Raw genomic sequence first — 13,654 nt, 5'->3', positions numbered from 1 at the left:
AAACGCCAATAATGGCGTTTTTTTATACAATCTTTGCGTTAAAAAAGGTTTAGCTTAGTTTTAGATTCATAAATTTAATAACCTTACCTTTTTAACTATGCTTTTATGGAAGCATCGCCAAGTAAGTAGTTGGGTTCTTACGTTGACCATCTTTTACTACTTCATAGTGCAAATGTGGACCAGTACAGCGACCTGTACACCCTACATTAGCAATATGTTCACCTGCAGAGACTTGGTCGCCTACACGCACCATTAGACGTGAAGCATGAGCATAACGCGTTAAATAACCATTGCCGTGGTTAATTTCAACATATTGACCATAGCCAGTGCCCCAGCCAGATTTAGTTACAATACCTGGGCCTGTAGCATAGATTGGCGTGCCACTCGGAGCAGCCATATCTAATCCGCCATGATGTTCTGCACGACCACCCATAGTGCGGCCACCAAAGTTTGAAGAAACTCGTACAGTATCAGGAAGAGGGTGAGAAACTAACCAAGAGTAAGAATTTGAAGAAGAGGCATTAAAAGAATTTTTTGCGGTTGTATTACCGTACTTCTTTGCAAGTGACTCATTGTTGAGTTCAACCGTTTTTTGGCGTAAGGTCACTGAAACTTTCGCACTCGCCGGAAGATCTAAATCATCGGGATGAGTATATGAACCTTGAGATAATGTTTTTGATAGCTGTTCCAATCGATCTGAATCAGTAGATTGGTTAATTGTTTGATAATCTGCAAAAGCAACTGATGCTGCCGAAGCGGCAAGTGAAAACGCTAATAAAATACGACGCGTGTGCATAAAAACCTCTTGAAACTGTTCTTACTCAAGTTCCTTATGATCTCTTCCTTGATATCAATTGAAATGAACGCTTAAGATTAAGACAAGAATCTATCCGAGAATGACCATGTCCAAACCCGATAACGTTTTTCAACAAACCGGAAAACACATAAAAACAGGAAACCTTACGTTTCTAACAACGCAAGTCGCGCAATGGCAAAGACTTACGAAAATTATCCAACCCTTATTGCCCCAACCGGAACAATGGCAGGTTGTGTGTTATCAAAATGGCTCTTTAATCATTACTGGTGAAAATCAAGCGATGATTAGTCAACTCAGTTATTTACAGAACCAATATGTATCTAAATTATCTCAGCTCGAAGGGCTAAAAGACCTACAAAGAATTCAGGTTCGATTAAGAAATAAAAATATTCCAAACGCACCTTCATCTGAGCCATCTAAACCCATCCCCCCGGAAACACAAGAAATGTTACGTAGTGCAGCCGACTTTGTGAGCGACCCTAAGCTTAGCCAAGCTTTACTACGTTTGGCAAGCAATAAAAAATGATGAGCTTTATATTTCTTAATTAGAATCATTATTATTATGTGATAAAAATCACACTTTTTAATGTTACATTATAACATAGCCAAGTAAAGACAATGACTTATGTCACGCTCACATATGGAATTGGACATTGATTCTCGTCATCAAATGTTACAATTTCATAATTACTCGGATCACTTTGAACATTGCGTAACAACTGATTATTTAAAGCATGTCCTGATTTATAGCCATCGAACTTGGCAATAATTTGATGACCAAGCAAATACAAATCACCTACTGCATCTAATATTTTATGTCTAACAAATTCATCAGCGAAACGTAAACCTTCTTCGTTGACCACACCTGTATCATCTACACCAATTGCATTATCTAAACTTGCACCTAGTGCTAAATTATTTGCCTTCAGGTAATCCAGATCTTTCATGAAACCAAAAGTACGTGCTTCACTGACTTCATAAACAAAAGTTTCGGTCGAAAAGTCGATCGTGGCAGATTGATATTCTTTAGCAAATGCCGGATGGTCAAAATCAATCGTGAAATTTAATTGAAAACCATTGTGAGGGCTGAAAATTGCTTTCTTATCATCGATGAGTGCTTCAACTGGTTTTAATATTCTTATGAATTTTTTTGGTGCATCCAGTTCACGTAATCCACCTTGCATTAAAAGGTAAATAAATGGACCAGCACTTCCATCCATAATTGGAACTTCAGAAGCTGACACCTCAACAATCAGGTTATCAATTCCTAAACCTGCAATTGCACTCATTACATGCTCAATTGTTCCTACTTTTATATCTCCCGTTACCAAGTTGGAACACATAAAAGCTTCTTGAATCAATAAAGCATTGGCAGGGATATCGACAGGTGGATCCAAATCGATACGGCGAAATACAATACCTCCATCCACGGTATGTGGAATGAAATTGATCATCACTTTTTGACCGCTATGAAGACCTATTCCACTCGCTTTTACCACACGATTGAGAGTACGTTGTTTCACCATGCTTTGTAACTTCTTTTTTAAAACCGCTATACGTTAGCATATTTAGTCATTGATCAAAAATAAAAAAAGGCAGTGTTTAAACACTGCCTTTCATTAAATCTAACGATTATTTACTTACGTTGCTGATTTTTCAAGTAATCTTGAATACTCATTGGAGAAGAACGCGGAGTAGAACTTGCTGTGCTACTGACTTCATTATCAGCGTTTTGACGCTTATTGATTGCAGGAACATCATCTTCATCAACAGATTGAGCTGATTGAGACGATGCATGGCTTACCGTATTACGTTTTCTCGGTTCAGCATCTGCTGCATTACGAGTTAAACCAGTTGCAATCACTGTTACGCGTAATTCATCACGTGCATCTGGATCAAATACTGTACCGTAGAAGATTTCACCTTCATCAAGGTCAACAATCTGGTTCACCACGTCAGTAATGATTTCAGTCTCACGTAGTGTAATATCATCACCACCCGTAATATTAATTAACACGCCTTTGGCATTAATAATATTTACGTTATCAAGTAATGGACTACGGATCGCTTGTTCAGCAGCTTGACGCGCACGATCTTCACCACGACCTAAACCAGCACCCATCATTGCGTAACCGCGAGTACTCATTGCAGTTTTCAAATCGGCGAAGTCAAGGTTAATGTGACCACGGTTAACAACCAAGTCAAAGATACTACGTACAGCGTTTAACAATACATCATCAGCTTTTTTATAAGCATCTTTCATTGAAATATCGCCATATACGCTTAATAAGCGTTGGTTAGGGATAATAATCAATGAGTCAACATGTGCTTCAAGTGCTTCAATACCACGTTCAGCAGACTTTAAACGACGGCGGCCTTCAAAGTTAAATGGTGTTGTAACTACACCAACAGTCAAAATCCCCATTTCTTTGGCAACTTCAGCCACAACAGGCGCTGCACCAGTACCCGTACCACCACCCATACCAGCGGTAACGAAAACCATATCGGTACCTTCAAGGTGGTGACGAATGATTTCACGGCTTTCTTCTGCTGCAACTTGCCCTACTTCGGGGTTAGCACCAGCACCTAGACCACGTGTACTTTGCTCGCCTAACTGAATTTTGAAAGGTGCATTCATACAGTCCAGTGCTTGTTTGTCTGTATTGGCACAAACGAATTTAACACCTTGAATATCAGACTGCACCATATGTTGAACGGCATTACCGCCACCACCACCTACACCAAATACAGTGAAACGGGCTTGACCGTTGCCATCGTTTAGTTCATCTTCTATAAATTCAAATGAGGCCATGACCTTTAGGGTTCCTAATACATTATGGCAGTCACTTCAGCCCGTATACTGCCTTGATTTTCAAAAATAACTAATTTTAAGAATGCTGTGCAATACCAACCTTGTCAAGTACAGCGGTTTTCTCTTACAACTTCCTAACAATTCTACCAATAAATACATACATCCTAAAAAATGGCTTTTAACTTGCTATTAAACGCATTCCAGCCATTTACCATTCGTTCCCATACCGAACGGTCATTTGCCTCTTCAGGCTCTTCAACAGCATCTTGCAACTCACTTTGGCTAAACATGAGCAAACCAGCTGCTGTTGCATACATAGAACGACGTAAGGCTGCTTGATGTTGATCATCAGCATAAACCTGTAACGGCGGATTACCCAAATGTGCAGATACACCCAACATACGACGAGCTAAACTCACCATACCTTCTATTTGACAAGCATCCCCTGTCAATACTACTCCATGGTATAAACCATGAATTGCACCACTTTGTTCGAGTTCATCGCGAATCTGGCTAAAGATCTCTTCATAACGGGCAATAATAATTTCTGACAACTCAATTCGGCTAATTGTTTGAGGGCCATCAATTCCTTCTACCTGAATCATGTGATCTGGCTTAACAGCACTTAAATCAACACAACCATACAGAATTTTAATACGTTCAGCTTCTTCTGTTGTAGTTTGCAATACAGCAGCAATATCACGCGTAACGTGCTCACCACCGCGTTGCAATGTACGTGCCAGAGCCAAACGTCCATCTAGATAAACCGCAAGATTGGTAATACCTGCGCCAATATCGACCAGACAAACACCATACTCTTTTTCATCTTTGAGCAAACTTGCTTCAGCGGTTGCCAAGCAAGAAACCACCATTTTTTCAACACCAATGTTCGCACCTTTCATGGCACGATCAAGGTTCTGCATAGTAGCGATTGGCATCATCATGAGTTGATAGTGACCAGTCATACTATGGGCAGTCATATTAATTGGATTCTGCACCCATTCAGCAGAATCACCTAATTCAAAGCCTAACGGCACTGCACTTGCTAAATAGTAATCAGAAGTCACATGACTTGCTTTTGCCAATTCTAACGCGCGCACGACTTCATTTGTTGTAATCACATGTGCTGGATTAGATACTGGTGTGCGACCAGAGGCATAAAAACTTTGCAACTCGGTACTCGGAATAGATACCCATGCGCTATGAATGCGACATTCGGCCATATTTTCCGCTTCAGCAACAGCATTTTTAATCGCAGCAATGACTTTATCGAGGCTTACAATTTTTCCTTTATTCATGCCTCGATTGCGAGCAGTTGCCATACCGATAACTTGAATGTTATCCGGCGCATGAATTTTTCCAATCAAAACTGAAACTTTATGCGTCCCAATGTCAATCGCAACAACTGAGGGAACAGCTTCACTCATCACTCATACCATTTCTTTGTTGTTTAATACCAGGCAAATTGCCTATTTTAAAGCCACGTATTATGGCTTTGCTTTTGTTCCACCTGCAATGCTTGTGTCATCACTCGTTACAACAAACTGACCATTCACAATTTTAGGTGGTGTTGCGTTCTTCCATTGAATAGATAATCCATTACGATATCGCAAATCAATGGCTGAGATTTTCGACCACACCGGTTTTAAGTCAGATTGTGCCAGATGACTTAAACGTTGCAACTTATTCATTGTTTGATCTTGGTCAACAATAATACGCAAACCAGAATCAAATTGCATAAACCAAGTCATTCGCTCAGTCAGATATAACTCTTTTAAGCGTAAATTAACAGGATGGAATAATTGATTAATTTCATTATAGCGTCGCATCATCATTTTTGACTGACTTACCGGCCCATGAAGCAACGGAAGTTCAGGATGAATTGTCGGCTCCGCCTCACTAAATACATCGCCTCCATCGCTTAACAAGCGACCTGTTCCCCAACGGGCGATAGCATGTCGAGGCATGACACGAACACGAATACCATTGGGCCAAGCACGAGATACAACAACTCGGTCTACCCATGAAATTTCTAATGTTTTGTCACGAATCTGTTCTAAATCAGATGTGAAATAATTCGCTTTTATAATTGGAGCAACATGTTGCATCACTTGTTGGGTTTCAACAGAAGATGCTGAACCTACAACTTCTAGTTTTGCAACTGTTGCATCTGTAATAACTTTATATAACCCATAAATTCCGACTGCCAGCACTACAAAAGCAATAACCAACAGCACCCATCCACCAGCATTCGCAAGCTTCTGCTTACGCGTAGGCGGTTTATCATGAATAGAGGTGATGGCCGCACGTTTACGGCGCATGGAAGCCGGAAGTTGTGCCATATTTAAGCCGTACCTTCCAATGTTTGCTCAAGAATCGCAACACACAATTCATCAAAGCTATAACCCACAGCTTTAGCAGCTTTAGGAACTAAAGAGTGACTGGTCATACCTGGAACAGTGTTTACTTCTAAAAGCCAGAAATTGCCTTGCTCATCCTGCATCGCATCAATACGGCCCCAGCCTTCTGCACCCACTGCCTGAAAAGCACGCAAACACAATGCCTGTAGGTTTTTCTCTTCAGCCTCACTCAGACCACAAGGAATACCATACTCTACATCGTTACGTTGATATTTCGCTTCATAGTCGTAGAAAGCAACATCTGCTGGTGGTTGCAAACGAATAACGGGCAAAGGCTGTCCATTTAAGAATGAAATTGTGAATTCACGACCAGTGATCCATTTTTCTGCCATCACCACAGCATCGTGCTGAGTCGCCTTTTCAATTGCAGCAGCAAAGTCTTCTGCTTTCTCAACCTTACTCATGCCGACACTCGAGCCTTCATGTACAGGTTTGATAATGACAGGTAAGCCTAAATCAGCAATCACCGCATCTAAATCTGTTTCTTTAGTAATAATGCGATATGGCGCTGTAGGTAAATCGCTACCTTGCCAGATTTGCTTGGTTTTAACTTTATCCATGCCAATAGCAGAACCTTGCACGCCTGTTCCTGTATAAGGCAGATTTAACCATTCAAGCACACCTTGAATTTGGCCATCTTCACCGCCGCGACCATGCAATACAATAAATGCACGATCATAATTTACAAGTTCAGTCACACTGCGGTCTTGTGGATCAAATGCTTCAGCCTGAACACCTGAACGTAACAAAGCGTCCAAAACTGCCTGACCACTATCCAAAGACACAGCACGCTCAGCCGATTTCCCACCAAACAACACGGCAACTTTGCCGAATTTTGTAGCATTTGACACGTTTAAATCCTTAACCCGATTATTCAATACTTTTTGTTTATTTCACATACAAATGGTGTTGTGCAAGTTCTACTGAAATTGCTCCCACGTTACCCGCACCTTGTGTTAATAACAAGTCATTTGGTTGTAACACATTTTGCATGATGTTTTGCAAATTACCTTCAACCGGATCGACCAAAATTGGTTCTACTTGTCCGCGTAAACGAATACTACGCGCTAAAGTACGGCTGTCTGCACCCACAATAGGCTTTTCACCAGCAGGGTAAACTTCCAACAATAATAATTGATCAACTTGAGAGAGCACTTCAATGAAGTCATCAAAACAATCGCGGGTACGAGAATAACGATGTGGTTGGAACAACATAACCAAACGACGGTCCGGATGGCTTTGGCGAGCAGCTTTAATAGTTGCTTCTACTTCTTTCGGATGGTGTCCGTAGTCATCAACTAACTTAACGTTGCCATCAGCAAGTTCAAATTCACCTTGCACTTGGAAGCGACGACCTACACCACTAAATCCTTCTAATGCACGGCTAATTGCATCATCAGAAACACCTTCATCTGTTGCAACACCAATTGCTGCCAAGGCATTTAAAACATTATGTAAACCTGGTTGATTAATTGTTAAACGCAATGGTTCACGACCTTTACGCAACACAGTGAAGTGCGATTGCATACCATCTTGTTCAATATCAACTGCACGAATGTCATTATCTTCATTAAAACCATAAGTAATAACTGGACGGCCTACACGTGGCAGAATTTCACGAATGTTCGCATCATCACCACAAACTACAGCCAAACCATAAAATGGTAAGTTATGAAGGAACTGTACAAACGTATCTTTTAATTTATCAAAACTACCTTCATAGGTGTCCATATGGTCAGCATCGATATTGGTTACAATGGCTGCCATTGGTTGCAAATAAAGGAAAGATGCATCTGATTCATCAGCTTCAGCCACGATGAAACGGCTTTCACCTAACGCTGCATTTACGCCTGTACTGTTAAGTAAGCCGCCAATAACATAAGTTGGATCAAGGTTTTCTTCAGCCAACATTGTCGTCAAAAGACTTGTAGTTGTGGTTTTACCATGTGTACCAGCCACAGCAATACCGTGACGGTAACGCATAAGTTCACCTAGCATTTCTGCACGACGAACAATTGGAATACGCTGTTCAATTGCAGCTTTAATTTCCGGATTTTCCGGATCAATTGCTGTAGAAACTACAAGCACATTGGCATTCTTAATATTTTCCGGTTGATGGCCAATATAAACTTTGATGCCATTTTTCTCTAATTGTTCTGTAGTTTTAGACGCTTTAATGTCTGAACCGGAAATTTTATAGCCTTGGTTACCCAAAACCTCTGCAATGCCACACATCCCAGCGCCACCGATCCCCACAAAATGAATGTGTTTGATACGGCGCATTTCAGGCACTTTAATCAGTTTTTTTGCTTGGTTCGCAGCTGTTGATGGAGACATAGTAAATCCGATTACATTTTTTGGATAAGATCAACCACATGCTGAGTCGCATTTGGTTGGGCATGTTGACGCGCTTTCACTGCCATTTCAGTAAGTAATTGGCGGTTCATCAGCGAAGTGAACAATTCATTTAAAACATCTGGTGTCATGGTCGATTGCTGGCAAATTTTCGCAGCACCGACATCCGCCAGAAATTTGGCATTTGCAGTTTGATGGTCATCAACTGCTATAGGGAGTGGTACAAAAACTGCGGCTACACCTGCTGTTGCAACTTCTGTTACCGTGAGTGCTCCAGCTCGGCAAATAATTAAATCTGCCTCGCTATAAGCTTTTGCCATATCTTCAATAAACGGCAAAACGTGTACAGTTAAATTAGCTGGTGCATCTGCATAAAGTGCTTGAGTTGCCTCAACTTGTTGCTGACCACACTGGTGAAAAATATTGAGTGGAACTTGTAATTGTTTTAATGCTGGAGGTAAGCGTTCATTGAGTGCTTTGGCACCTAAAGACCCGCCCACAATTAAAATTTTTAAAGGCTTGCCTGCTTGCTCACGCTCATCATAACGCCACTTTGGGCTTAAAATATCCGTGATTTCACGACGCACAGGGTTCCCTGTGGTTACAACTTTTCCACCAGCAGGAAAGGTATTTGGAAATGCTTCGCACACCACTTTAGCAACACGAGATAACTGTGCATTGGTAAAACCTGCAACTGCATTTTGCTCGTGAATAAGTACAGGAATGCCTAACAAACGTGCGGCTAAACCACCTGGACCAGCGACATAACCACCAAAGCCTGCAACCGCATCAACTTTAAGTTGTTTCATATAGCGCATTGCACTAAAAGTGGCTTTTAAAATTTTAAAAGGTGCAGCAACTTTACGGACTAATCCATTGCCACGAACACCTTGGATATCAATTTGATATATTGGAATATTTTGATCTTTTAATAACCGATTTTCCATACCAGTTGGCGTGGCTAACCATGAAACCTGACAACCTTGTTGTTGAAGTTGTTTGGCTACGGCGAGGGCTGGAAAAACATGTCCACCTGTACCGGCAGCCATCATCATGACATGTTTGGGTTTGCTTTGCTGTGAATTGGTCACGGTCTAATTCTTCAACTCAAAAAACAATGGAAATTGTCATCTATTTTTGTAGCCGTTTATTTTAATCCTAAAGCTTCATTAACGAAAAGCTAATTTCACTCGTTTATAACAGAAAGATGTGCTTTTTTGAAAATATGCCTACAAAGCTGTGGTGTATTTAGTATTGTTATTTTATTAATTCATATATTTTCAGGTGATTTCCAATAAATACCGCTGAAAATCACCTGAAATAAATAATTAAGCTGTACGGCCAGCTTCTAATACATCAAATAGATCATCGGCAATTGACGTACCAAATTGAGCATCAATTTCGCGGATACAGGTTGGACTAGTGACATTAATTTCAGTGACATAATTACCAATCACATCTAATCCTACAAAAACTAAACCTTTTTCGCGCAAGAAAGGACCAATTTTAGCTGCTATCAACTTATCATTTTCAGTAAGCGGACGCGCTTGGCCTAAACCACCTGCCGCCAAGTTACCGCGCACTTCACCATTTTGTGGAATACGAGCTAGACAATAAGGAACAGGTTCACCATTCACCATTAAAATACGCTTATCCCCTTCTACAATTTCAGGAATATAACGCTGAGCCATAATTGGACGAGTACCTAGCTCTGTAAGCATTTCTAGGGTAGAACCAATATTTACACCGTCTTGGTACAAACGGAAAATACCCATCCCCCCCATACCATCAAGTGGCTTAACAATTACATCGCCATGTTCTTTAATAAATTCACGAATTAAACTTTGTTGCGATGTTACAAATGTAGGCACTTGTAGTTCTGGAAACTGCGTTGCAAAGAGTTTTTCATTGCAATCACGCAGTGATTGAGGCTTGTTAATAATCCATGAACCTTCGCGCTCAGCTTGCTCAAGCACATAAGTCGTGTAGACAAAATTCATGTCAAACGGCGGATCTTTACGCATGAGCACAACATCGTAAGCCGCAATAGATTCTTTTTTCTTTTCGCCTAACTCATAGTAATGGTTGTAATCTTCGAACACCTTTAACGGTGAAATGAGGCCGTAAGCTTTGCCTTGATCGATATATAAATCTTGTTGTAATGCATAACCTAAGTCATGTCCACGACGGCTCGCCGCCCACAACATTGCCATGGTTGAATCCTTTTTAAGGTTTACGGTTTCAATCGGATCCATGACGACAAGTACACGCATGCTCAAGCTCTTCTTAAAATTTAAATTAGCATGAGTATAACTGAGATTTTTCACTGGTTTTTCTTAATTTCAGTAAAACCTTATCGGTTATTTCTTTATCTTGAATTAAGGTAAATTCAGTTAAACTATGATCATAAAATATTATTTTTAAAGGCTAAACATGAAACTTTATCGCTATTTAACTGGTCCTGATGACTCTGCTTTTTGTGCGCGAGTAACTAAAGCTCTGAATCATGGTTGGGAGTTATATGAAGCACCCACTATGACCTTTAACGGCACGCATGTCATTGTGGGACAAGCAATTTGCAAAACAATTGATGAAAATTATGATCCAGAAATGGATATTTTAGATGTTCTCAAAAATAACACGTAATTCCAGAAGGGTGCTTTTAATCGATGAAAAGTCCCCTTTAAAACCCAATTAACAAGAAAAACTAATGAGTCAACTCATACAATTCGTTTAATTTTCTAATTAACTTATTAGAAATCAGTTATTAAAAAACAAATATGTCATTTTTTAAAGTAATAGTTCTTTTATTCTAAACAATTAAATGATTATAATTATCATTTATACTTTTATTTTTGTTAATTGATTTTATTTTTATGTTAAGAATTTCTATACCATCTCCCCAAATGAAGCGTCTTTTCCCGCTGAGCTTACTCAGTTTAATGATCTTGAATATTCAAGGTGCCTACGCAGAAGATGTGACTGACTCATCAAAATTAGCAGCCACCATGCCCACCATAAAAATTGAGGCCATGAGTGAGCTCGACCCAATTAAAAGTTATATCGACTATGACAAGGCCAATGTCACACGTAACGGTTTAGACAAAAAAGATATTCCTCAAACCGTTGATACGATTGATGTTCAGAAATATAAAATTTATGGATCAAATGATTTAAGCGTTATGCTGCAAGGTACCCCTGGCGTATCAACTAGTTACGATATGCGCGGTGATGGCATCACGATTCGTGGCTTTGGTGCCGATACAGGCGATATTTACCGTGATGGCATACGTGAAAGCGGACAAGTACGTCGTAGTACAGCAAATATTGAACGTATTGAAATTTTAAAAGGCCCCGCCTCTGTTTTATATGGCCGTAGTGCTGGCGGCGGTGTTGTGAATATGGTGAGTAAATTCGCCAATTTTGACTCTAAAAGTTCAGTTGGTGCATATGCTGGTTCATATGATAACTACGGAACAACGGCTGACATCAACCAAGTACTTAATGACAATTTAGCAATACGTTTAACTGGAGAATATGGCGAGTCAGGCAGCTTCCGCTCTGGTATTGAAAATAAGATTGAAATGTTTTCACCAAGTTTTACTTATAAAAATGATGATGGAACACTCACTTGGACCACACAATACACCTATGACAAATTAGTTCGTGTACCTGATCGCGGACCATCACGTGACATTCTGCCTGCAGGGACTTCAATTAAAATGGGATTTGCCCAAGACGGCGATTATGTGGATGATATTTTGCAAGTGGTCCGCACCGATGTGAATTATCAATATGCGCCTGATTGGAACTTTCACTGGGCAGCAAGTTACCGACAAGCAGAACAAAACTTTGACCACTTTTATTTTGGAACTTATTGTGGCCTCGATGGAAATGACTTGAAAGGCAAAGAATGCAACACCAAAAAAGGTTATATCAATCAGAATTACTACTGGCAACAAACCAGCAATAAGACCACCACCAATACATTTGATATTAAGGGCAAGTTCAAAACAGGCTCGCTTGAACACCAAATTATGTTGGGTACAGACTGGACGTATGAACAGCGAGAGCCACGTCTAGCCAATAAAACTCAAAATGGGTCAGCCATTTATGGTTACGTTAATCCAATCACTGGTGAACGAGAGTACAGTCGTGGCAATGGCCCATTAAAGATTAGTCAGCATAACTATAATGAAGGCACAACTTATGGCGTATTTATTCAAGATTTAATTGGTCTAAATGACCAACTTAAACTCATGCTGGGTGTGCGCTACGATTACTTTGACTTTTCAACCACCAACAAGCTGACTAAAGAACACCGTAATGTAAAAGATGGCAGCTTTAGCCCAAATGTTGGTTTGGTATGGCAACCGCTTCCTGAACATAGCTTTTATACGTCTTATTCTAAAAGCTTTGCTCCATTTGGCGGACAAATGGGTGTTAACCAAGTTACTGGAAACACCGATGTCACAAAGATGGATAAAGAACCTCAATATAACGAGCAATATGAAGTTGGGGTAAAAAGCGAATGGTTAGATAATCGTTTAAATACTCAATTTTCTGTCTTTGATATTCGTAAAAATAATATTCGCTATAAACCAAATCCTAATGAACAGCCAGATGTATGGGCAACAGCTGGTCAGCATCAATCCCGTGGTCTTGAATTTAGTTTTATTGGCCGCGTACTTGATAATGTCTTTGTCCGTGGTGGTTATGGTTACACAGATGCAAAAGTGAAAGAAGATAAACAAAAGCCTGAACAAGAAGGTAACTATTTAGCCAACACATCTAAAAACACGGGTAATTTATTTGTTCGTTATTTACCAACCGAACAGTGGTATACCGAGGTAGGTGTAACCTATGTAGGTTCGTATTATCCAAATCTTAATAATCAAGTAAAAATGGAAGGCTTTAACCGTGTCGATGCAGCAATTGGCTACAGTGCAGACCCATGGAATGTCACACTTGCGGTAAACAATTTAACCAATAAAGAGTACTGGCGTTCAGACAGCATGCCAGGCACGCCACGTAATGTGTTATTGCGTTTGAATTATCAGTTCTAAATAAAAATATTAAAAAGGCATACCCCTATTTAGAGGTATGCATTTTTCTTTTTAGATACCGTATTTTTCGCGATAAGCTTGCATGTTTGCTAGCGCTTCTTTTTCACCTTTGGGATGGCTGAACAAGATCAAAAAGACAAGTTGAGCATGACGTTTGAGTGTAAGAAGTGATTCGCATATGAGA

General features: G+C 40.1%; 12 protein-coding genes. 3 read left to right on the top strand and 9 right to left on the bottom strand.

Annotated features, from left to right (window positions below):
• Positions 1–103: 103 nt before the first annotated feature.
• The gene (locus tag ACYU0V_RS00800; protein WP_002121983.1) at positions 104–796 is read right to left on the bottom strand and encodes a M23 family metallopeptidase; all 693 of its coding nucleotides are present in this window, start codon (positions 794–796) and stop codon (positions 104–106) included.
• Positions 797–896: 100 nt separating this feature from the next.
• On the opposite strand from ACYU0V_RS00800, the gene ACYU0V_RS00795 reads away from it, so the two are divergent.
• Positions 897–1,343 carry a DciA family protein gene (locus ACYU0V_RS00795; RefSeq protein WP_005804431.1) on the top strand — a complete coding sequence of 149 codons (447 nt, stop codon included), beginning with the start codon at positions 897–899 and terminating at the stop codon, positions 1,341–1,343.
• A 97-nt stretch (positions 1,344–1,440) separates the two neighbouring features.
• On the opposite strand, the gene lpxC is transcribed toward ACYU0V_RS00795, so the two are convergent.
• The 8 genes from lpxC to gshB all read right to left on the bottom strand — a co-directional run bounded on the left by lpxC (position 1,441) and on the right by gshB (position 10,677).
• A complete protein-coding gene (gene lpxC / locus ACYU0V_RS00790; protein WP_017399846.1) occupies positions 1,441–2,343 on the bottom strand; it encodes a UDP-3-O-acyl-N-acetylglucosamine deacetylase in 903 nt (300 codons plus the stop codon).
• Between the two features lie 110 nt (positions 2,344–2,453).
• Entirely contained in the window at positions 2,454–3,629 is a 1,176-nt protein-coding gene (ftsZ, locus tag ACYU0V_RS00785) for a cell division protein FtsZ (RefSeq protein ID WP_002121912.1), read from the bottom strand.
• Between the two features lie 164 nt (positions 3,630–3,793).
• Entirely contained in the window at positions 3,794–5,056 is a 1,263-nt protein-coding gene (gene ftsA / locus ACYU0V_RS00780) for a cell division protein FtsA (RefSeq protein WP_060465091.1), read from the bottom strand.
• Between the two features lie 60 nt (positions 5,057–5,116).
• Entirely contained in the window at positions 5,117–5,971 is an 855-nt protein-coding gene (locus ACYU0V_RS00775) for a cell division protein FtsQ/DivIB (RefSeq protein WP_014207933.1), read from the bottom strand.
• Between the two features lie 2 nt (positions 5,972–5,973).
• Positions 5,974–6,900, bottom strand: a complete 927-nt coding sequence (locus ACYU0V_RS00770) for a D-alanine--D-alanine ligase (RefSeq protein WP_005066802.1) — start codon at positions 6,898–6,900, stop codon at positions 5,974–5,976.
• A gap of 37 nt (positions 6,901–6,937) precedes the next feature.
• Positions 6,938–8,386 (bottom strand): UDP-N-acetylmuramate--L-alanine ligase, encoded by a 1,449-nt coding sequence (gene murC, locus ACYU0V_RS00765; RefSeq protein WP_057075488.1) that lies wholly within the window; start codon positions 8,384–8,386, stop codon positions 6,938–6,940.
• An 11-nt stretch (positions 8,387–8,397) separates the two neighbouring features.
• Positions 8,398–9,495 (bottom strand): undecaprenyldiphospho-muramoylpentapeptide beta-N-acetylglucosaminyltransferase, encoded by a 1,098-nt coding sequence (murG, locus tag ACYU0V_RS00760; protein ID WP_461848700.1) that lies wholly within the window; start codon positions 9,493–9,495, stop codon positions 8,398–8,400.
• 237 nt (positions 9,496–9,732) lie between these two features.
• Positions 9,733–10,677, bottom strand: coding sequence for a glutathione synthase (gshB, locus tag ACYU0V_RS00755; protein WP_461848699.1), 945 nt, complete (start codon positions 10,675–10,677; stop codon positions 9,733–9,735).
• A gap of 160 nt (positions 10,678–10,837) precedes the next feature.
• Here gshB and ACYU0V_RS00750 point away from each other — a divergent pair, with 160 nt between their 5' ends.
• Together ACYU0V_RS00750 and ACYU0V_RS00745 are read left to right on the top strand one after the other, a co-directional pair.
• Positions 10,838–11,050 carry a DUF1737 domain-containing protein gene (locus ACYU0V_RS00750; RefSeq protein ID WP_005066797.1) on the top strand — a complete coding sequence of 71 codons (213 nt, stop codon included), beginning with the start codon at positions 10,838–10,840 and terminating at the stop codon, positions 11,048–11,050.
• Positions 11,051–11,280: 230 nt separating this feature from the next.
• Positions 11,281–13,470 (top strand): TonB-dependent receptor, encoded by a 2,190-nt coding sequence (locus ACYU0V_RS00745; protein ID WP_461848698.1) that lies wholly within the window; start codon positions 11,281–11,283, stop codon positions 13,468–13,470.
• Positions 13,471–13,654 lie beyond the last annotated feature (184 nt).

The sequence above is a fragment of the Acinetobacter sp. X9 genome, from assembly GCF_054889255.1.
This window is presented reverse-complemented; position numbering and strand designations above follow the sequence as displayed.

Coding starts and splice junctions, on each gene's coding strand:
- ACYU0V_RS00795 (WP_005804431.1), top strand. CDS start 897: ATGACCATGTCCAAACCCGATAACGTTTTTCAACAAACCGGAAAACAC.
- ACYU0V_RS00745 (WP_461848698.1), top strand. CDS start 11,281: ATGTTAAGAATTTCTATACCATCTCCCCAAATGAAGCGTCTTTTCCCG.
- lpxC (WP_017399846.1), bottom strand. CDS start 2,343: ATGGTGAAACAACGTACTCTCAATCGTGTGGTAAAAGCGAGTGGAATA.
- ACYU0V_RS00750 (WP_005066797.1), top strand. CDS start 10,838: ATGAAACTTTATCGCTATTTAACTGGTCCTGATGACTCTGCTTTTTGT.
- ftsZ (WP_002121912.1), bottom strand. CDS start 3,629: ATGGCCTCATTTGAATTTATAGAAGATGAACTAAACGATGGCAACGGT.
- murC (WP_057075488.1), bottom strand. CDS start 8,386: ATGTCTCCATCAACAGCTGCGAACCAAGCAAAAAAACTGATTAAAGTG.
- gshB (WP_461848699.1), bottom strand. CDS start 10,677: ATGCGTGTACTTGTCGTCATGGATCCGATTGAAACCGTAAACCTTAAA.
- ACYU0V_RS00775 (WP_014207933.1), bottom strand. CDS start 5,971: ATGGCACAACTTCCGGCTTCCATGCGCCGTAAACGTGCGGCCATCACC.
- ACYU0V_RS00800 (WP_002121983.1), bottom strand. CDS start 796: ATGCACACGCGTCGTATTTTATTAGCGTTTTCACTTGCCGCTTCGGCA.
- ftsA (WP_060465091.1), bottom strand. CDS start 5,056: ATGAGTGAAGCTGTTCCCTCAGTTGTTGCGATTGACATTGGGACGCAT.